Source organism: Thiohalomonas denitrificans (assembly GCF_016841685.1).
Lineage (GTDB): Bacteria > Pseudomonadota > Gammaproteobacteria > Thiohalomonadales > Thiohalomonadaceae > Thiohalomonas > Thiohalomonas denitrificans_A.
The window spans coordinates 40,835-61,504 of the sequence record NZ_JAENYR010000001.1 but is presented as its reverse complement, the minus strand read 5'-3'; the positions used below and the strand labels follow the sequence as shown (position 1 = coordinate 61,504).

The window sequence follows — 20,670 nt, the reverse complement described above, 5'->3', positions numbered from 1 at the left end:
AAAAGGAGAGGAAGGAGCTTACGACTGGAGTAACTTCAACAAACCTGCAAGCGGCCGGGTATTGATCACGTCGTCCCTTTCCAGCCAGCCGCGGCGCGCCTGACCGATTCCAAAACGAAGTTTTGCAAGTCCCATATCGGAGTGAGCATCGGTGGAAATAGCCACCTTCGCGCCCTGCGCCTTTGCCAACCGGCAGGCCGTGTCGGTCAGGTCCAACCGGTCGGGCTGGGCATTCACTTCCAGAAAACGCCCACGTTCGGCAGCGCCTGCGATAATCCGCGCCAGGTCAACTTGATAAGGGTCGCGTTTGTTGAGGATGCGCCCACTGGGATGGCCCAGGATGCGGAAGTGCGGATTGTCCATCGCACGCAGGATGCGCTCCGTCTGTTTCGCCTCAGAGAGATTGAAGCGGGAGTGTACCGAGCAGACAGTGATGTCCAATTCGCGAAGGATGTCATCCGGCAGGTCGAGGCGGCCATCCTCGAGAATATCCACTTCGCTCCCCTTGAGGATCCGGATATCGTCATACTGCCGCTGAAGCCGATCGATGGCCTGAATCTGCTGCCGTAGCCGTTCGACATCCAGACCTCTGGCGACGGTCACCGCTTGGGAATGATCGGTGATCGCCAGATATTCGTATCCTCGCTCCCGGGCCGCCTGGACCATCGACTCGAGGCTACTGCGCCCGTCGCTGGCAGTGGTATGGGCGTGCAAATCGCCGCGGATGTCCTGCGTTCGAATCAGGTTTGGAAGGCCTCCGTTCCTGGCGGCTTCGATTTCGCCCCGGTCCTCCCTCAGTTCCGGTTCGATGAATGGCAGGCCGACCGATGCGAACACCTCTTTCTCGGTTCGGCCGGCGATTCGTCGATCACCCCTGAATACGCCGTATTCGTTAATCTTGAGGCCGCGCGCCACACCCAACTTTCTTATCGCGATATTGTGTGCCTTGGAACCCGTAAAGTAGTGCAGTGCAGCACCGTAACTGATCTCGGGAACCACACGCAGATCCACCTGCAGCCCGCTGCGCAGACGCACCGATGAGCGGGTTTCCCCTTGAGAGAGAATCGTCTCGACCGGCTCGAAACGGGTAAACTGTTTTCCTACCGGTACTCCCCGGCGGCAAGTCACCAGTACATCCAGGTCACCGACCGTTTCCCGGCGGCGCCGGTAACTACCGGCGACCGTCACCTGCTTCACGCCTTCCAGCTCAGACAGATACTGCTCCAGATGTACCGCGGTCTCTTCGGCATCCGCGATCAGGGTTCGCCCCTGGCTGGCTCGAAGTCGCGCCAGACCATTGCGGATAAGCTCTTCCGTACGCGCACCGAAACCTGGAAGTTCACGCACTCTCCCTTGCTCGATAGCTTTCTCCAAATCATCGAGACTATTGATCTGGAGTGACTCATGGAGCGCCTTGACCCGACGCGGGCCGAGGCCCTCGATTTGAGTGATTTGACTCAACGCCAGAGGAACCCGCTTCTCCACCTCTTCAAGCAGAGGCAGGGTCCCCGTTTCGCTCACCGTACGGATTTTTTCGGCCAGGTCCTTGCCGATACCGGGATACTGTGAAAGATCGCGCCCCTCCCGGATCATCGACGCCACATTCTGGGAAATACCGTCGAGTACGCGGGCGGCATTGCGATAGGCCCGTACCCGGAACGGATTGGCGCCTTCGATCTCCAGCAGGTCAGCCAGCGTGTCAAACGTATGGGCGATTTCCCGGTTCTCACGCATCAGCAATCACCGGACCTGTCTTGGATAGCTGGCAGAGGCCGAACGATAGAAGTGGATGATAGAGCTCCATCTGCTTCACCCTGGGAGCCTGTCCGAGAATAGCGACCGTCACGAGGGCAAGACGGATTGAGTCGGATTTTTCGGTCATTTGAGGCGAATAGTGGTTCTATTTAACGAAAATGAGCGGGAAATCTGGCCAATCAGGCTTGGCCGCACGACTCCATGGTGGAGGAGTCAGAGCGAAGCAGGATGCCCGAGCCGAGTCGGTCAGTCTGTTCTCGGACAGGCTCCCAGGTCGGCCTTCAAGCCGACGCCCGGCGCAACCTGCTAGTCCTCTGCCTGAATCGTCAGATGCGGAGCCGGACTCCGGATCGAGACCCTGGCATGGCGCTCGCGCGCAAGAGGCAGGAAGACCCGCAAGTCGGCCAGTTGTCCGATTTCCGCGATCCGTTCCAGCAGGTCCGCATCACCCTCCTGGTCAATCTGCTCCACCTGACTCTCCCGAGCCCCGGAACAGAGGTGGGAAAATACCGCATGGTGCAGTTCCGCTGGCATCTCTATCTCGACACTACCTTTTTCCTTGAACAGTTCGACCGCCGGATCCAGCGATCCCTGTCCACCCCAGAAAACCCGGTTTTCGGGATCTTGCCTTCGCATGGACTCCTCCCGGCTTATCAAAGCCCCTGGTCGATACGCTGCAAAGCGATACGGTAGATCTGTGCCTGCTCCCGATCATTCTCCTGAGCGCTCTCCGCCATTCGGATCTGCAGTCGCCGCCGCAGGATTTTGACGTAATGCCAGGAGCCTGGATGTGGGGTCAGAAACTGTGTGGCCAGTGGTAGTAAAACCAGCAGGAACAGCCCGAAGCCACCCAGAGTCCACTGCCACTCGAGAATCACCAGCCCATAGCCGAGGACGCTCAGGGTGAGGATATTTTCGACGACACCCAAGCGAGCATACCAGGGCGGCGACAGTTGCACACTTACGCCTTTCGGCAACTCGGGAGCCAGCTTGTCATTCAGCATCTGCGTCGTCTCCCGAGTATGCTTCGCGTAGGCACTAAACCACGCCACAATCAACCAGAAGGCCAGATACGCAACAGCGAACCCGTTAATGCCTTCACCGATGGGGTCCACGGCCCTGCTCCGTTGATGCTCCTACTCCAAAGATATCAGTAAAACCGGAACTTGCCGGTTCGAGGACTCCACTACACTCTGCGGTAAGAGCCGAGGGCTCATAGCCGTCACAGGATGAGGCCATGTTCGGGAAACGCATCAAGCTGTTTCGCCTGCTCGGTTTCGAGGTACGCATCGACCTGAGTTGGCTGTTTTTGGGCCTGCTCGTTGCATGGTCTCTTGCCCACGGTCTATTTCCTTTCTTTGTTCCCGACCTGACCCTGGCGCAGTACTGGACCATGGCGGTCGCCGGGGTTATCGGACTGCTGGTCTCCATCGTTCTGCACGAGTTCTGTCACTCCATCGTGGCGCGCCGTTACGGGATGCCCATCGACGGCATCACCCTATTCATCTTCGGCGGTGTCGCGGAGATGGAGGATGAACCACCGAGTGCCAAGGCGGAATTCATGATGGCGGCGGCCGGCCCGATTGCCAGTGCCGTTTTGGCTTGGGGCTTTTTCCAGCTCTCTGCGCTCAGCGGCGCCCTCGGCTTGCCGCCGACCGTCGCGGGCGTGATCCTCTATCTCGCCTATCTCAACCTGTTGTTGGCCGTATTCAACGTCATACCCGCCTTCCCCCTGGACGGAGGAAGGATCCTGCGTTCGATCTTATGGGGTGTACGCAAGGATCTGGACTGGGCTACCCGTATCGCGGTGCAGATTGGAGCGGGCTTTGGATGGGTACTGGTGGTGTTGGGAATTTGGGCGATATTGAGCGGCAATCCGGTGGGGGGAGTCTGGTGGATTCTTATCGGGTTATTTTTGCGAATGGCAGCTCATGGCTCCTATCGACAGATGAAAGTCCGTGAGCGACTGAAAGGGGTACCGGTGCAGTCCCTGATGGATCGCTATCCGGTCCGGGTTCCGGCTGATACCTCCCTTTCCGATCTCGCTAACCGTTTTTCGCAGGGGTATCCACACACGATGTTTCCGGTGGTCGAAGAGGATCGCCTGGTCGGTTGCATCGACGCAAATCTTCCCAAGCGTGTCCCGCGTGCGGAATGGAATGAGCGAACGGTAATGGACTACGCCCACGGCTGTCCGGTGGAGGAATCGCTGACGCCGGATTCCGATGCCGAAAGCGCACTGTCGGCGATGAGCCGCCGTGGCGATCAACTGCTGATGATCGTCGAACACGGCATCCTGCGCGGCACACTTTCGCTTGCCGACCTGCGGCGCCGGGTGACCCTGGATTCCGATGGTAACGAGCAACACTGGCGAGCCTGAGTAGCCCTGCATCTGCCGTGAGCGCGCTTGAGATGGAATGAGAATATCGCACCATCTTGCGGAACCCATTATTGGATTCGAATACCGTCGCGATGGTGCCGCTCATGAACAGGAACCAAGGAGATCAAAATGGCCGACGAAAATGCCCTGACGCTGCCTTTTACCGCGCTGCGCTCCACCGACACTGCCCTTGTCGGCGGTAAGAATGCTTCACTCGGAGAGATGATCGCCACTCTCAAGGAAACCGGCATTGCCGTCCCCGACGGTTTCGCAACAACCGCCCACGCCTATCGCGAATTTCTTCGACGCAATGATCTGAATGGTGCGATCGCAAGAGTGGTCGGCGCCAGGAACAGCAACAACCTGTCCGAATCCGGAAAAAAAATCCGGCACATGTTCGACAAGGCGGAGTTCCCCCCGCCACTGGAGCAGGAGATCCGCAAGGGATATCGGCAGCTGGGCAATGGTGAGGAGATATCGGTCGCGGTGCGATCGAGTGCCACGGCCGAAGATCTCCCTGCCGCCTCATTCGCCGGCCAGCAGGAGAGCTTTTTGAATATCCGTGGTGAAGAGGCACTGCTCGATGCCTGCCGAAAGTGCTACGCCTCATTGTTCACCGATCGGGCCATCAGCTATCGCGAAAACCAGGGCTTCGACCACCTCCAGGTCGCCCTCTCGATCGGCATTCAGCACATGGTTCGTTCCGACCTCGGAGGCGCCGGCGTCATGTTCTCCATCGACACTGAAACCGGCTTCTCCGAAGCGGTGCTGATCAATGCCTCCTGGGGGCTGGGCGAGCTGGTGGTACAGGGCTCGGTCGACCCTGATGAGTACCGCGTCTTTAAACCTTTGCTGGACAACCCGCAATTCCGGCCGGTCCTCGAACGGCGGCTCGGCAACAAGGGTAACAAGATGATCTATGCCGGCGGCGGAGATGAGCCCACCCGAAAGGTACCCACCGACGAGAGTGAGCGTAACGCATTCGTGCTCACTGATACCGAAACCATGCAGCTCGCGCGCTGGGCGGTGATCATCGAGCGCCATTACGACCGTCCCATGGACATCGAATGGGCCAAAGATGGGGAGACAAGGAAGCTCTGGGTGGTTCAGGCACGTCCCGAAACCGTCCAGTCGCAGCGCGGCAGCCAAATGCTCAAGAGCTATACCCTGAAAGACAAGGGTAAAGAGCTGGTACGCGGACTTTCGGTCGGTGAGGCGATTGCCACGGGAAAGGTTTGCCAGCTCGCCAGTCCCGACGAGATCGGCCAGTTCGAAGACGGGGCGATTCTCGTCACGCCCATGACCGACCCCGACTGGGTTCCGGTAATGAAAAAGGCCGCGGCAATTGTCACCGATCACGGCGGGCGGACCTCTCACGCCGCCATTGTCAGTCGTGAGCTGGGCCTGCCCGCCGTCGTCGGGACCGGAAATGCGTCCAGGGTCCTGAAGTCGGGTCAGGAGGTGACCGTCTCCTGTGCCGAAGGGGATGAAGGCTTCATCTATGAAGGCAAGGCCGACTTCGAGACGCGGGATCTGGCACTGGAAGACATTCCCGAGACCAAAACCGCGGTCATGCTGAATTTGGCCAATCCGTCAGCGGCCCTTCAGTGGTGGCGTCTGCCCGCCGACGGGGTCGGCCTTGCCCGCATGGAGTTCATCATCAACAACCTGATCAAGGTCCATCCGATGGCCCTGGTCGAGCCGGACCGGGTGACTGATGACAGCGACCGACAGAGGATCGCCGAACTGACTCGCGCCTTCGACGAACCTACAGACTACTTCGTGGAGACACTGGCGCGGGGGATCAGCCTGATAGCCGCTTCCCGCTGGCCGAATCCGGTGATTGTGCGCATGAGCGATTTCAAGACCAACGAGTATGCAGAATTACTGGGGGGACGCGCCTTCGAGCCAAAGGAGGAGAATCCCATGCTCGGCTGGCGGGGTGCGAGCCGCTACTACCACGAAGGGTATGAGAAGGGCTTCGCGCTTGAATGCCGCGCCATCAAAATGGCCCGGGAGGTACTGGGCCTATCGAATATACGGGTCATGATTCCGTTCTGCCGAACGCTGAAGGAGGCCGATCGCGTGCTGGAGACCATGGCCGAACACGGTCTGGCGCGGAGCCAGTCCGGTCTCGAGATCTACGTCATGTGCGAGATCCCCTCCAATGTGATCCTGGCCGAACAGTTCGCCCAGCGCTTCGACGGGTTTTCCATCGGCAGCAACGACCTGACCCAGCTCACGCTCGGGGTCGACCGGGACTCCGACCGGCTCGCCGGCCTGTTCGATGAACAGGATGAGGCGGTCAAGGTGCTCATCACCCAGGTGATCGAACGAGCCCACCGACACGATTGCAAGGTCGGCCTGTGCGGGCAGGCGCCCAGCGATCACCCGGAATTCGCACAGTTCCTGGTGGAGTCCGGGATCGATTCGATCTCGGTCAATCCCGACAGCTTCATTCGCGTCAAGGAGCAGGTTGCCGCCACCGAACGAAGGCTATCCTGATTCGCCCTAATCAAGCCGGACCGCAGCCTGTCGAACTCAGACGGTCTGGAATCCCCAAGTCCGACAGGCCAGACCCCGCCAATTACGTCCGGCAATCACCGCCAGTGCCGCGGACCAGGAAGCAGCGGGCATAGGGATAGAGCAGCACTACAATGGCCACGCCAACCAGCGTAAACAGAATCGCAGGAATAGCGGTAAGGATTCCGACGGTGATCATGGCGAGCTCCTCTTTGATATAAATCAAGCATTAATATCAGCATATGCTGATGCGCTTAAATATACAACCCCTGCTCAAAGTAAGGCTAATCTGACCGCTGTCAGCAGCGGTAAGCGCATACCTACAGGCTTCGTGCTTGGCGAACGATGCAAGTGCTTGATATCAGGTACGCTGTGAATACGACCTACAGGGATTTAGGAAGTGAAGATTATGCGGAGCCATCAGCTTTCATCCCTGCAGGCGTGACGGAGCATCCCTCGAGAACGGCTCACTCGACAATATGCACCATGCATTGTCTAGCACCACGCCTTCCATGGCGGCGTGCATCGTTCTACCTCCTGCGCCCATGCAGTCGTGCTGCCGACGACCCGATATCAAGCACTTGCATCACTCGCTTGAAACTAGTGGTCCATGCGGTTGCCCTGCCGCTGTCGGTGATCCGCGCTCTGGACGATATGGGTGGTAAAATCTCCGCCATGCCCGACTACGAATGCCTATACAACGCCCTTGCCAATACACCGTTGTCACACTGGCCGAGTCAGTTGCGTGGCAAGGTGAAAGCTGCGCTCGACCCGGCAAGCCACGGCGACCTCCGGTTTTGGCAGGCTGCCCTGAATGCCCTCCCCCGGATTTCACCCTCGTCGGTTGAGCTGACTGCCGACTGTCTGCGTATCGGCGATTCCACGCAGCTGTCACTCGGGCAGCGTGAACTCCTCATTGAGCGACTCAAGGCGTTTCATCCCTGGCGCAAGGGCCCATTCTGCCTTTTCGGTATTCACCTGGACACCGAATGGCGCTCGGACTGGAAGTGGAATCGACTCAGGGATGCCCTGGTTCTCAAGGGAAAGCGCATCCTCGATGTCGGGTGCGGCAACGGCTATTACGGCTGGCGCATGCTCGGTGATGGCGCCGACCTGGTGGTCGGAGTCGATCCGACCCTCCGGTTCGTGATGCAGTATGCCGCCCTGAGTCGCTTTATCGGACCCGTACCGAACTACGTTCTACCGCTCAGGCTGGAAGAGTTGCCCGAGGGCAACGGCGGCTTCGATACCGTGTTCTCTATGGGGGTGCTCTATCATCGCCGCGACCCGCTGGAGCATTTGACGCAATTAAAGGCCCATCTGGGCGAGGGCGGGCAGGTAGTGCTGGAGACCCTGGTCATCCAGGGCGAAGCGAAGGCCATACTGGCGCCGGAGGGTCGTTACGCAAAGATGCGCAATGTCTGGAATATCCCTTCGGTCACCACGCTGAAGGACTGGATGCGCAAGGCGGGACTTCGGGACGTCCGCACGATCGATGTCACGCCAACCACGGTTGAGGAGCAGCGCCCCACCGAGTGGATGACGTTCCACTCCCTGCCCCACTTCCTTGATCCCCGGGACGCGAAGCGGACCGTGGAGGGGTACCCGGCACCCATTCGGGCAGTGGTCATTGGCGATCTTTGACCCGGGATACCACAAACGACAACACCGAAGGCACACAGAAGGTGCTGCAAGGGTAACCCCCTCACCCGCACTCTCTGGTTGCCCCGGCGTCCTTCGTCTTTCGATGGTTTACCGTCGACCAACTACCCGGGAGTAGACTCAAACAGTAGATTCAAACCCGGTAGTTGGGGGCTTCCTTGGTAATCTGCACGTCGTGGACATGGCTTTCGCGCATGCCGGCACCCGTGACCTGAACGAATTCGGGTTTGGTGCGCATCTCTTCAATGGTGCAGCAGCCTGTGTAGCCCATTGAGGAGCGAAGGCCGCCGAGCAGCTGGTGAATGACGGGCTGCAACGGGCCCTTGTACGGGACGCGGCCTTCAATGCCTTCGGGTACCAGTTTGTCGGCCTCGGAGCCTTCCTGGAAGTAGCGGTCGGAGGAGCCCTGCGACCCACCCATGGCACCCAGAGAGCCCATGCCGCGATACGACTTGTAGGAGCGGCCCTGGAACAGCTCGACTTCTCCCGGAGCCTCCTCGGTGCCGGCAAACATCGAGCCCATCATCACGCAATCGGCGCCGGCCACAATGGCCTTGGACATGTCTCCGGAGTAGCGGATGCCCCCATCGGCGATGATCGGCACCCCGGTCCCCTCCAGGGCGCTGGCAACGTTGTCGATAGCCGTGATCTGCGGTACACCCACACCGGCCACGATGCGAGTGGTACAGATGGAGCCCGGACCGATACCGACCTTGACACCGTCGACGCCGGCCTCCACGAGGGCTCTGGCAGCGGCGGCTGTGGCGATATTGCCGCCGATAACCTGAACGTCGGGATAGTGTTTCTTGACCCAGGCGACCCGATCCAGCACGCCCTGGGAGTGGCCATGAGCGGTATCGATGACCAGCACATCGACACCGGCGGCGACCAGCGCTTCCACCCGTTCATCGGTACCGGCCCCGACGCTGACAGCCGCGCCACAGCGCAGACGGCCCTGATCATCCTTGCAGGCATGGGGCTTGTCGGTCGCCTTCTGGATATCCTTGACCGTGACCAGGCCACGCAGATGGAAATCATCATCGACCACCAGCACCTTCTCGACCCGGTGCTTATGGAACAGCTCGAGGATTTCGTTCGGCTCGGCGCCCTCCTTCACCGTCACCAACTTCTCCTTGCCGGTCATGATGGTGGAGACAGGGGCATCGAAATGCGTCTCGAAGCGCAGATCGCGGTTAGTGACGATGCCGACCAGCCGGTCGCCGTCGACTACCGGCACACCGGAGATGTTACTGGCGCGGGTCAACTCCAAGACATCCCGAATCGAGGTGTCCGGTGAAATCGTGATCGGGTCCTTGATGACGCCGGTCTCGTATTTCTTGACCTTGCGAACCTCGGTGGCCTGCTGTTCCACGGTCATGTTTTTGTGAATGATGCCGACCCCGCCCTCCTGGGCGAGAGCGATGGCCAGGCGACCCTCGGTCACCGTATCCATGGCCGCAGAGACCAGTGGGATATTCATGGTGATCTCACGGGTCAGCTTGGTCCGCAAGTCCACATCCTTCGGGAGGATGTTCGAGTGGGCCGGAATAAGAAGAACGTCGTCGAAGGTCAGGGCTTCCTGAGCGATGCGCATAGGTTCAATCCAGAAGCGTTGGCGATTGAATAAACGTTCCATATTACTCTTTGACTGTGTCTTAGTAAACGGTAGCCTCCGTCGGCCTATAGCATCTATGATGTTCTGTAGTCGGGGCCAAGCTGGATTCCATCCATAAACGGCACGTCGCCAGAGCGAAGTAGCGTTTTTGGAGGGGAAGCGGCAAGGCAATCCCCGGCACCAGCCGGAAATACTCCGGTGACGAAAAAACAAATAAGACCCACAGAAAGAGGAGGATGTTCCCATGAAAACGCTTGTCAGCCTCGCAGCTGCTTCCCTACTACTCACCGCCTGCGTATCGTCGCCTGCAGACGAGCCGATGACGCCAGCGACGGCGAACGACGTCTCGGCCGCCGTCGAAGCCGCTGAAGCGGCCCGCAAGCAGGCGGCCTCGGTCGGTCACGAGTGGCGCGACACGGGTGGATTCATCGACGAGGCCCGTTCTCTGATGGAGGACGGCAAGTACGACGAAGCCATGGCACTTGCGGAAAAGGCCGAAGCGCAGGGTGAACTCGGTTACCAGCAATGGAAAATCGAGACCAGCAAGCTCCAGGCCAACAACGAGTAGTCATTAGTCAAGGTGACCGGGGTCGGCCTCGTCCGGCCCCGGCATACTGCCGCCCGGAGGATCGGGAATTGCTGCTAGTCGCACCAAAGTGGCTCCTATCGGGAGAACGTGTGCGTTAGAATGTCGCCATGATATACCCGCCCCAATCCCGTCCTGAACGGGAAATCTTCACCGTCTCGCGTCTTAACCGGGAGGTGCGTTCCCTTCTCGAGCTGAGCCTACCGCTTATCTGGCTCGAGGGTGAACTGTCCAATCTGGCCCGGCCCGGCTCCGGGCACCTGTATTTCTCACTGAAGGATGAAAAGGCCCAGGTGCGCTGCGCCATGTTCCGCATGCGCAATATGCATCTCCGCTTCCGTCCGGAAAATGGCACCCACGTACTGGTACGGGCGCGCGTGGGACTCTACGAGGCACGTGGCGAGTACCAGCTCATTATCGAACATATGGAGGAGGCCGGCGACGGCGCCCTTCGTCGCCGGTTCGAAGAACTCAAGGCCCGACTGGCCAAAGAGGGGCTGTTCGACGAATCGGCAAAACGGCCCCTGCCCGTCCTGCCCCGGCAAATCGGCATCATCACCTCTCCGACCGGGGCCGCTGTCCGCGATATCCTGACGGTTCTGCGGCGACGTTTCCCCGCCATTCCCATCATCGTCTACCCGGTACCGGTCCAGGGGATCGAAGCGGGGCGGGAAATCGCCAAAATGTTTGCCAAGGCGGGTGCACGCCGCGAATGCGATGTACTCATCGTCGCTCGCGGCGGCGGTTCCCTGGAGGACCTCTGGGCCTTCAACGAAGAGGTGGTGGCCCGAGCCATCCGCGACAGCCCGATCCCGGTGGTCAGCGCGGTAGGGCATGAAATCGACTTTACCATTGCCGATTTTGCGGCGGACATGCGCGCCCCTACGCCCTCTGCTGCTGCAGAGGTGGTCAGCCCCGACCGTATCGATTGGCTGGAGCGACTGAGCACCCGAAAGGCCCAGCTGCGGCGCTGCATGAATTCACGCTTGCAGCAGAGTAGCCAGCGCCTGCACTGGCTGGAAAAGCGACTCAAGCACCCGGGACGCCGACTCACGGAGATTGCACAAAGGCTGGATGAGATGGAGCAGCGGATGCGGCGCGCCCAGCGCGGTCATCTGCGACATCTGACGGCACGCCTGGATCGGGCCCGTGCCCATCTGGCCAGGGTGGCACCGATCCACCGACTGCAGCACCTGGAAGCGCACCGCTGCGAACTGGAACGACGCCTGCACGTGGCCACCGAACACCGTCGCGAACGCGCGGCACAGCGGCTGGCATCCGCTGCCCGGGCGCTGGATTCAGTGAGCCCGCTAGCCACCCTGTCCCGTGGTTATGCCGTTATAAGTCGAGAGGACGACACCGTTGTCCGCCGAAATACCGACGTCAGAACCGGTGACCGGATTACCGCCCGCTTGCACGAGGGGCGCCTGGTCTGCCGCGTGGAGGAGACCCTTGCTAAAAACAATGACTAAACCTACTGTCCGGTTCATCGTCCTGGCCCTCATTGCCGCACCGCTGGCGGCAGTGGCCCTGCCCCGCGCCGATCCGGTTCCCGGTGGTATCGCGGTCATTCCGCTGGCCTCCAGCGATCGCGGCAAACCGGAAGTCACCTATAAGGATCGCAAGGTAATGGTGGTGCCGGATAACGGTCGCTGGACGGCGGTGGTCGGCATCGGCCTCTCTGCCAAACCGGGGCGCCATGCGATCACCATCAGGCACAAGGGCGATACCGCAACGGTCGGCTTTGGGGTCCGCGACAAGGAATACGAATCGCAGTACATCACGCTAAAGAATAAACGCCAGGTCAACCCTTACAAGGACGATCTTAAGCGCATTCGCAGCGAACAGATCCGTTCCCGCGAGGCGTTTGCCACCTGGACCAATCAGGACATGACGGCAAACCGGTTTCTGCTTCCCGTCAATGGCATCGTCACCGGTACTTTCGGAAAACGACGTTTCTTCAATAAACAGCCACGTCAGCCGCACAGTGGGCTCGACCTTGCGGCCCCCACGGGCACGCCCGTCCAGTCACCCGCCGGAGGCCGGGTGGTCGAAGTCGGGGATTATTTCTTCAACGGCAAGGTGGTGTTTATCGATCACGGCCAAGGGCTGATCACCATGTTCTGCCATATGGACAGCATCGATGTCGCGGTGGACGATATCGTCGAAGCGGGGCAGATTGTCGGGGGGGTCGGGGCGACCGGCCGCGTAACCGGCCCGCACCTGCACTGGACGGTGAGCCTTAACAACGCCCGCGTCGATCCGGCACTATTCCTTTCGGGCGATACTCTGGCGTCGCTGGACGGGATCTGAGCGATTCAATCACTTTCCCGCTCGATCCCGCAGCAGGGTGCGGCACTCTCACTTGCCTCGAGAACGGCCCCGGTTACCGGATTGGGCCGAAAGGTGGTGCAGCCCTTGAGGTCGAGGTCATGGGCGCGCCGGTAGATTTGCTTGAACCGTTCGAAAGGGAAATCCTCCGGCACATTGATGGTCTTGGAGATGGCGCTGTCGACGTAGGGCTGCAAGGCGGCCTGCATCGCAAGATGCGCCTCGGGATTGACCTCATCGACCTGAATGAACGCGGGGGAGAGGGGAGCATCACCATACTGCTCTTTCCAGATGCGCCAGGCATAATCGGTGACCGCGTGGGTTGCCCGACGGCCATCCCGCTCCAGCACATGCCGCTGGAACCAGTACCGGAAAACCGGCTCAAGACCCGAGGAAACGTTATCCGCCAGCAGACTGATGGTCCCAGTCGGCGCTATGGCAGTGAGATGGCTATTGCGGATACCGTACCGGGCAATATCATCGCGAATGTCCGGCGGCAAGGCACGGATAAACTCCCCTGCCAGATAGTCGTCGCGTTCGAATGAGGGAAACGTTCCCTTCTCTTTCGCTAGTCCGACAGAGGTCCGATAGGCCGAATGGCAGACGGCGGCCATAGCGGCTTGAGCCAGTTGTCGAGCCTCTTCCGAGTCGTACCTGAGGCCCAGCATGATGAGGGTATCGGCAAGACCGGTAATCCCCAGACCGATGCGACGGCTGCCGCGGACCTGTTCGGCTTGTGCCGCCAGCGGGAAGCGTGAGGCATCGATGACGTTATCCAGCAGCCGCACCGCCACCCCAGTGGCCTGGCCGATCCCTTCCAGATCCAGATGTGCAGTAGGCCGAAACGGCTGGCGAACGAACCGTGTCAGGTTAATCGAACCCAGATCACAGGCGCCGTAAGGCGGTAATGGAATCTCTCCACAGGGGTTGGTTGCGGTGATCCGCTCGCGATACCAGAGATTATTGGCACGGTTCACCCGATCCACAAACAGCACACCCGGTTCGGCGTTGTCGAAAGTGGCGCGCATGATCCGATTCCAGAGCTGGCGGGCCGGGACACGCCGGAGGACCCGGCAGGGCACCGGTTTTTCATACCCCGGCCACTCCCGCTGCATCACTTCGCCCGTCTCCTCATTCAGCGCCTCGGCCGGAAAGAGCAGCGGCCATTCGGCATCCGCCTGCACCGCTTCCATGAAGGTATCGGAGACCTGAATGGAAAGGTTGAAACGGGTCAGCTCGCCACTTCGGCGCTTGGCATCGATGAATTCTTCGATATCGGGATGGTCGATACGCAGCGTTGCCATCATGGCGCCGCGCCGGGCCCCGGTGGAGAGGATCGTCGCGCACATGCTGTCCCAGATGCGCATGAACGAAACCGGGCCCGAGGCAATAGTGCCACTATGATGGGCGGGGGTACCATGCGGCCGAAGGGTCGAAAAGTCATAGCCGACACCCCCGCCCTGCTGCATGGTGATGGCCCCTTCCTTGAGAGCCTCGAAAATCCCGTCCATCGAATCCTCGATGATCCCCATGACAAAGCAGTTGAAGAGCGTGACCTGCTTTTTGGTCCCGGCGCCCGCCAGGATCCGCCCGCCGGGCAGAAACCGGAAGTCCTCGATCAGGTCATAGAAGCGCTCCTCCCACTTCAGAGGCTCCTCTTCCGATTCCGACAGTGAGCGTGCGACACGTCGCCAGGTATCGGCAACGGAAGCCTCACCCGGCTGACGGTATTTGGCGTCCCAGATCGTGCGGCTGATATCCGTGGCAAAGAAATCGCTTTCCATGCCGACATCTTAGGTCAGAAGGGCAAGTAGTGGCGAGTGGCGCGGTCCGCACTGCTCACCGACCGCCGGATCGGAGGACTATTCCGACCTCGAATCCCGGGCCCTGTTTTTTATCGACGCTTGCCCTTTTTCTCTTTCTTTTTCACGTGCTGCATCAGGCGCCGCTTGCGGCCTTTCTGGCGCTCGGTAAGCTCATTCTTGCGACCGGCGTAGGGATTATCACCGGAGCGATATTCAATACGCACGGGAGTGCCATGGAGTTTCAGCTGTTCCCTGAAAAATTTTTCCAGATAGCGGCTATAGCTACCGGGTACCGAATCGGTACGGCTACCGTGAATAATAATGGTAGGCGGATTGCGCCCCCCCTGATGGGCATAACGCAACTTGATACGGAAACCCTGAACCAGCGGAGGCTGGTGGTTTGCAACTGCAGTTTCCAGCAGTTTGGTCAGCTTCGGAGTGGAAATGTCGCTGTTGGCGGCCCGATGGGCGCGGTTGACGGAGCCGAACAGATTACCGACCCCGGTACCGTGCAGGGCCGAAATATAGTGCAGCGGCGCGAAATCGAGAAACGGCAGGCGCCTATCGATATCACGGCGCACCTTGTCTTTCTGGTATTGATCCAGACCATCCCACTTATTGACCGCCACCACTAGAGCCCGCCCCGATTCCAGAGCAAAGCCGAGCAGGTGCGCATCCTGGTCGGTAATGCCATCGCGCGCATCCAGCACCATGATGACCACATGGGCATCGGCGATAGCTTGAAGGGTCTTGATGATGCTGAACTTCTCGATAGTCTCCCTAACCCGAGCGCGACGACGCACTCCGGCGGTATCAATCAATATATAGCGCTGGCCGTCCCGTTCGAAGGGGACCCGAATGCTGTCGCGGGTGGTACCGGGCATATCGAACACAATCACCCGCTCCTCCCCCATGATGCGGTTGACCAGCGTCGATTTACCCACGTTGGGTCGGCCGATAATGGCGACACGGATCCCCTCCTCCGCATCGGCCTCCTCCTCCTCCGGTGTCGGAAACATCTCCAGGACCCGGCTCATCATCGACCGCACACCGCGACCGTGAGCTGCGGCAACCTGGAACGGTTCTCCTATCCCCAGGGAGTAGAAATCGCTGGCGGCGACATCCGGGTCGATGCCGTCAACCTTGTTGACGGCAAGGTAGACCGGTTTGCCACACTGGCGCAGAAAATCGGCAATCACCTGATCCGCTGCGTTAAGCCCGGCCCGACCATCGACCAGAAATACAACGGCATCGGACTCATCGATGGCGAGCCGCGCCTGACGAGCCATAATACTGTCGATTCCCTCCTTTTCGCCGGACAGGCCGCCGGTATCCACGACCAGATAGGGACGTTCGCCCAACTGCCCGGTACCGTACTTACGATCACGGGTAAGGCCGGGGAAATCCGCCACAAGGGCATCGCGGGAACGGGTCAGACAATTGAAGAGGGTGGATTTGCCCACATTGGGGCGGCCCACCAAAGCTATCACCGGTTTCATGTTTCTAACTCGAAATCTTCACCACAAAAGCGCCAGGGACGCACGAAAGTCAGAGGTGTTTCGCGCTCGCCGCACTCCACGGCCGATTACGACTGCACCCCCCTATGCCACAGTATTTACGACGCTCCCTGCGTCTTTGTGGTGAGTTGATGAAACATTCGCCCAGCTACTTCGGTTGAACGCGGAAGGCGGCCAAGCGACCTGCGGTATCCACCACGAAGACCTGCTCACCATCAACGACAGGAGCCGCCAGGATCGGAGCGCTGCCGACCTTGTCGCGCGCGACAATGCTTCCGTCTGCCTGCGACAGCCAATGCAGATAGCCGTCCAGGTCACCGACTACCAGAAAGTCGCCTTGAGGAACCGGTGCGGTCAGACGTCGTGCATGGAGCTTGTCACTGCGCCAGAGTGAGCCGCCGTTATAGCGCGCCAACGCCCAGACATCGCTGCTGTCGTCGGTCACCAGAACGGCTTCCTGAGTCACCCCGACCGCTTCATGGGAGGGGATATCGCGCGTCCACAATAACTGTCCATTGCGCAGCGCCACAGTGGCTATGCGTCCCTGATAGGACGCCACGTGGGCAACGCCCTCACGGATCATCGGTGCGGCATCGATGTCCACCATGCGCTCCAGCTCCGTACGGCCGCGGGGCACGGATACCGTAGCCCCCCAAACCGGAGTACCGTTTTGCAAGTTCACTGCCACCAAACGTCCGCTCGCAAAGCCGGCCACGGCATGTCCGTCAAAAAAGGCCGGGGCGCCCACGCCGCGCAGGCTTAAGGTCGGGACCGGCTGGTTGTAGCTCCACCTTTGCTCACCGCTGGCGGCATCAAGACCGAACAGATTGCCGTCAACGGTGCGCACCAGGATGACATCGTCCCTTCGAATCGGAGGCGCCAGAACTTCGCTACTGACATCAGCCTGCCAGAACTGGCTGCCGTCGCTCTTCGAGACGGCGAATACCTCGGCGTCACCGCCCAGGAGAATCATCTCGCCACCGTCACCGGGCCCCCCGCTCAGCCCCGCTTCGAGCGAGGTTGCCCACAGCCGTTTGCCGCTTTCACGTTCAAAGGCCATGATCTGCCCTTCGATATCGGCCGTGTAGATAGCATTACCGGCAACCAGCGGACCCATTTTCAGATAGTGATCGCCAACCCCGCTACCCGCATTGACAGACCAGAGCTCTTCCACCTCGAGTTTGGCTTCGAAATCGGTGAGCTCCGCCGGCGATTCAGTCACCGGCAGTCCACCACCGCTGCTGCAACCGGTAGTGACCAATGCGGCCAGCATCAGCCCGAGAAAATGCTTCACTCTTCTACTTCCTTCGTGTCAGCCAGACTTTGGAGCTTCATGCTAACAATCTGTTGCTTACTCGGTGCCTGGTATGCGGCCAGGGCATCACTGTAAGCCGTGCGGGCGGCATCATGATTCCCCTGCTCCAGATAGGCATCACCGCGCAACTCATCGAAAGCGGCGCGATAGCTGGAGCCACCCTGTTCCGCCAGTGAGAGGGCCGTTTCCACATCGCCTCTGCTCAACAGAACATGCCCCAGCCGCAGCCGCGCCAACTCCTCCAGCTCCGACTGGGAAGTGCTGTCCATCACCCGCCGCAGGTGGGCTTCTGCCTGATCCGGATCGCCCTGTTCGACGGCAATACGCGCCAAGGCCATAGAAGCGAAATCAGCGTAACTCGTTGACGGGAACTCCCCGACGATCGAACGCCCAATCTCCACCGCCTGCTCGGGCTGAGTATCCAATACACTCATCATCCGTTCATACTGAAGGGATGCCGCTTCAGCACGGCTCGCCTGATTAGCGCTCCATGTCCGCCAACCAAAGACGGCCAGCAGAACAAGCGCCAAAGCGATCAACACCAGACGACCATTGTCTTTCCACCAGCGCCGTAACGCCTCGATCTGCTCTTCTTCTGTGCCGTAGACTTCCATTCGCTACTCCTCTAAACCGCCTTCGTTGCCTAAGAGTGTTCGACCCCGTCCGCCAGAAACTCCCCGATCTCATCGAGGGAAAGCGTTTTCTGCTCCACGTCCTCACGGAGGAACTTGACCGTAACCGTGCCGTTTGCGGCTTCCTCTTCTCCTAGCACCAGCGCCAGCCGGGCACCGCTCTTGTCGGCCTTTTTGAACTGACTCTTGAAACTGCCGCCGCCGCAGTGCATTTCCAGACGTAGAGCAGGAACCGCACTGCGCAGCCGCTCGGCCACGGCCAGCGCGACACGGGCCTCTACTCCACCGGCGACAACCAGATAGGCGTGAGGCCGGTATCGGTCCAGCGGCACCTCGATCTCTTCCAGCAGGGCAACCAGCCGTTCGATGCCCATGGCATAACCGACCGCTGGCGTCGGTTTGCCGCCCAGCTGTTCAACCAGTCCATCGAAGCGTCCGCCGGCACAGACCGTGCCCTGTGCCCCCAGTCTGTCCGTCACCCACTCGAAAACCGTCTTGCCGTAGTAGTCGAGTCCCCGGACCAGACAGGGATTGATCTCATACTCGATCCCGATCTGGTCGAGAATCGAGAGCAGCTCATCGAAGTGAACGCGCGACTCTTCATCCAGATGCTCGGTGAGTTTGGGCGCCGCAGCGATGAGTTCCGCCATGTCGGGATTCTTGCTATCGAGAATCCTTAACGGATTGCTATATAGGCGGCGCTTGCTGTCCTCGTCCAAGTCCTGGCTGTTTTGCTCGAAATAGACCACCAGGCGCTCACGATAAGCCGCGCGTGCTTCACTGCTGCCCAGTGAATTTACCTGTAGTTTGACCGCATCCGCCAGGCCTAATTCCCTCCATAGCCGCACGGTCATCAGGATCATCTCGGCATCGACATCCGGCCCGGTGAAACCGAACACCTCCACTCCGAACTGATGGAACTGCCGATAGCGCCCCTTCTGTGGGCGCTCGTGGCGAAACATCGGCCCCTTATACCAGAGTTTCTGCGTCTGATTGTGCAGCAGTCCGTTCTGGATGGCAGCGCGCACACAACCGGCGGTTCCCTCGGGTCGCAAGGTCAGACTGTCACCATTGCGGTCCTCGAAAGTGTACATCTCCTTCTCGACGATATCGGTCACCGCGCCGATAGAGCGTTTGAAAAGCTCCGTCTTCTCGACGATGGGCATACGGATCTCGCTGTACCCGTAGCGGGCCAGCAGTCGATAGACTGTCTCCTCGACAAACTGCCAACGCGGCGTCTCGTCCGGCAGGATGTCATTCATCCCCCGGATCGCCTGAATATTCTTACCCAACTGAACTCCCCTGAAAATCGAATTCACCGCAGAGCCGCGGAGGAACAGAGAGAAAAACAGGACCTGTCGAAACCTTACATCCGGAATCGACGCGGGATGACAGCGCCCCCAACGGCCGTGAATTCAAACTCTGCGAGCTCTGCGCCTCTGCGGCGAGCCCCTTTGTGTTTAGCTCTTTTGGTCACGCCGGCGGGCGATTTCGGCGCGAATATTGCGCTCGAGCTCATCCACCAGAGTCTTGTTGTCTACTTTGTGGTCGGGCTTCCCACCCACATAGAGCAGGTTGGGCTCACCACCGACGATACCCAGATTGGCCTCGCGGGCCTCACCTGGGCCATTGACGACGCAGCCTATCACTGCTACGTCGAGCGGCTCCAGAATGTCTTCCAGTCGCGCCTCCAGTTCATTGACGGTGCTGATGACGTCAAAGTTCTGCCGTGAACAGGAGGGACAGGCAACAAGGTTAATACCCTTGCTGCGCAGGTGCAGACTCTTCAGCATGTCGAAGCCGACCTTGATCTCCTCCACCGGATCCGCCGCGAGGGAGACCCGCAGGGTGTCGCCAATCCCCTCCGAAAGCAGCATTCCCATGCCGATGGCCGATTTTACAGTGCCGGAGCGCAGCCCCCCCGCCTCGGTAATTCCCAGGTGCAGAGGCTGCTCGATCTGACCGGCCAGTTTGCGGTAGGCCTCGACCGTCATGAAGATCTCGGAGGCCTTGAGGCTGACCTTGAAGTCTGGAAAGTCCAGCCGGTCGAGAATATCGATATGCTTGAGTGCCGATTCAACCAACGCATCGGCGGTGGGTTCGCCATATTTCTTCTGCAGTTCCTTCTCCAGCGAGCCGGCATTCACTCCGATACGGATGGGGACCTGCCGGTCACGTGCCGCCTCCACCAGCGATTTCACCCGATCTTCGCGGCCGATATTGCCCGGGTTGATGCGCAGGCAGTCCACGCCGAGTTCCAGCACGCGAAGCGCGATGCGGTAGTCGAAGTGGATGTCCGCAATCAGCGGCGCGTTCACCTGCTGGCGGATCTTTCCGAACGCCTCAGCGGCATCCATGGTCGGCACCGACACGCGCACGATATCCGCACCCGCCGCTTCCAGTGCCTTCACCTGGCCGACGGTGGCCGCGACATCGTTGGTATCGGTGTTGGTCATGCTCTGCACCGAGACCGGCGCATCGCCACCGACCGGCACGGAACCGACGTAAATCTGCCGTGTTTTGCGACGCCGAATGGGGCTGAAGGACAT

At 59.9% G+C, this 20,670-nt stretch carries 17 protein-coding genes; 6 read left to right on the top strand and 11 right to left on the bottom strand.

Annotated features, from left to right (window positions below; translation table 11 throughout):
- Positions 1 to 18: 18 nt before the first annotated feature.
- The 3 genes from polX to Q7L05_RS00265 all read right to left on the bottom strand — a co-directional run bounded on the left by polX (position 19) and on the right by Q7L05_RS00265 (position 2,870).
- Positions 19 to 1,734, bottom strand: a complete 1,716-nt coding sequence (polX, locus tag Q7L05_RS00275) for a DNA polymerase/3'-5' exonuclease PolX (RefSeq protein ID WP_303900811.1) — start codon at positions 1,732 to 1,734, stop codon at positions 19 to 21.
- A 327-nt stretch (positions 1,735 to 2,061) separates the two neighbouring features.
- Entirely contained in the window at positions 2,062 to 2,391 is a 330-nt protein-coding gene (locus Q7L05_RS00270) for a hypothetical protein (RefSeq protein ID WP_303900810.1), read from the bottom strand.
- A gap of 17 nt (positions 2,392 to 2,408) precedes the next feature.
- The gene (locus Q7L05_RS00265; RefSeq protein WP_303900809.1) at positions 2,409 to 2,870 is read right to left on the bottom strand and encodes a hypothetical protein; all 462 of its coding nucleotides are present in this window, start codon (positions 2,868 to 2,870) and stop codon (positions 2,409 to 2,411) included.
- Between the two features lie 122 nt (positions 2,871 to 2,992).
- Here Q7L05_RS00265 and Q7L05_RS00260 point away from each other — a divergent pair, with 122 nt between their 5' ends.
- Both Q7L05_RS00260 and ppsA read left to right on the top strand, forming a co-directional pair.
- A complete protein-coding gene (locus Q7L05_RS00260; RefSeq protein WP_303900808.1) occupies positions 2,993 to 4,135 on the top strand; it encodes a site-2 protease family protein in 1,143 nt (380 codons plus the stop codon).
- A gap of 129 nt (positions 4,136 to 4,264) precedes the next feature.
- Entirely contained in the window at positions 4,265 to 6,640 is a 2,376-nt protein-coding gene (ppsA, locus tag Q7L05_RS00255) for a phosphoenolpyruvate synthase (protein WP_303900807.1), read from the top strand.
- Positions 6,641 to 6,722: 82 nt separating this feature from the next.
- Here ppsA and Q7L05_RS00250 read toward each other — a convergent pair whose 3' ends face one another.
- On the bottom strand, positions 6,723 to 6,857 hold the full coding sequence (locus Q7L05_RS00250; protein WP_303900806.1) for a hypothetical protein: 135 nt from the start codon (positions 6,855 to 6,857) through the stop codon (positions 6,723 to 6,725).
- 476 nt (positions 6,858 to 7,333) lie between these two features.
- Here Q7L05_RS00250 and cmoB point away from each other — a divergent pair, with 476 nt between their 5' ends.
- On the top strand, positions 7,334 to 8,302 hold the full coding sequence (cmoB, locus tag Q7L05_RS00245; protein WP_317623067.1) for a tRNA 5-methoxyuridine(34)/uridine 5-oxyacetic acid(34) synthase CmoB: 969 nt from the start codon (positions 7,334 to 7,336) through the stop codon (positions 8,300 to 8,302).
- 151 nt (positions 8,303 to 8,453) lie between these two features.
- On the opposite strand, the gene guaB is transcribed toward cmoB, so the two are convergent.
- Entirely contained in the window at positions 8,454 to 9,914 is a 1,461-nt protein-coding gene (guaB, locus tag Q7L05_RS00240; protein ID WP_303900858.1) for an IMP dehydrogenase, read from the bottom strand.
- Positions 9,915 to 10,179: 265 nt separating this feature from the next.
- Between guaB and Q7L05_RS00235 the strand changes: the two genes are divergently transcribed.
- The 3 genes from Q7L05_RS00235 (at position 10,180) to Q7L05_RS00225 (ending at position 12,834) form a co-directional block, all read left to right on the top strand.
- Entirely contained in the window at positions 10,180 to 10,503 is a 324-nt protein-coding gene (locus Q7L05_RS00235) for a hypothetical protein (protein ID WP_303900805.1), read from the top strand.
- Between the two features lie 128 nt (positions 10,504 to 10,631).
- On the top strand, positions 10,632 to 11,993 hold the full coding sequence (xseA, locus tag Q7L05_RS00230; protein WP_303900804.1) for an exodeoxyribonuclease VII large subunit: 1,362 nt from the start codon (positions 10,632 to 10,634) through the stop codon (positions 11,991 to 11,993).
- A complete protein-coding gene (locus Q7L05_RS00225) occupies positions 11,986 to 12,834 on the top strand; it encodes a peptidoglycan DD-metalloendopeptidase family protein (RefSeq protein WP_303900803.1) in 849 nt (282 codons plus the stop codon). The genes xseA and Q7L05_RS00225 overlap by 8 nt, the downstream gene beginning before the upstream one ends.
- Positions 12,835 to 12,839: 5 nt before the next feature.
- Here the strand turns inward: Q7L05_RS00225 and Q7L05_RS00220 are convergent, their stop codons facing one another.
- The 6 genes from Q7L05_RS00220 to ispG all read right to left on the bottom strand — a co-directional run bounded on the left by Q7L05_RS00220 (position 12,840) and on the right by ispG (position 20,670).
- Complete coding sequence (locus tag Q7L05_RS00220; protein WP_303900802.1) at positions 12,840 to 14,636, bottom strand: adenosylcobalamin-dependent ribonucleoside-diphosphate reductase; 1,797 nt, start codon at positions 14,634 to 14,636, stop codon at positions 12,840 to 12,842.
- 110 nt (positions 14,637 to 14,746) lie between these two features.
- Positions 14,747 to 16,156 (bottom strand): ribosome biogenesis GTPase Der, encoded by a 1,410-nt coding sequence (gene der, locus Q7L05_RS00215; RefSeq protein ID WP_303900801.1) that lies wholly within the window; start codon positions 16,154 to 16,156, stop codon positions 14,747 to 14,749.
- A 166-nt stretch (positions 16,157 to 16,322) separates the two neighbouring features.
- Positions 16,323 to 17,468: an outer membrane protein assembly factor BamB gene (gene bamB / locus Q7L05_RS00210; RefSeq protein WP_303900800.1), complete on the bottom strand. Its 1,146-nt coding sequence runs from the start codon at positions 17,466 to 17,468 to the stop codon at positions 16,323 to 16,325.
- On the bottom strand, positions 17,465 to 18,103 hold the full coding sequence (locus Q7L05_RS00205) for a YfgM family protein (RefSeq protein WP_303900799.1): 639 nt from the start codon (positions 18,101 to 18,103) through the stop codon (positions 17,465 to 17,467). The genes bamB and Q7L05_RS00205 overlap by 4 nt, the downstream gene beginning before the upstream one ends.
- A gap of 29 nt (positions 18,104 to 18,132) precedes the next feature.
- A complete protein-coding gene (hisS, locus tag Q7L05_RS00200) occupies positions 18,133 to 19,413 on the bottom strand; it encodes a histidine--tRNA ligase (protein WP_303900798.1) in 1,281 nt (426 codons plus the stop codon).
- Positions 19,414 to 19,581: 168 nt separating this feature from the next.
- Positions 19,582 to 20,670, bottom strand: a complete 1,089-nt coding sequence (gene ispG / locus Q7L05_RS00195) for a flavodoxin-dependent (E)-4-hydroxy-3-methylbut-2-enyl-diphosphate synthase (RefSeq protein WP_303900797.1) — start codon at positions 20,668 to 20,670, stop codon at positions 19,582 to 19,584.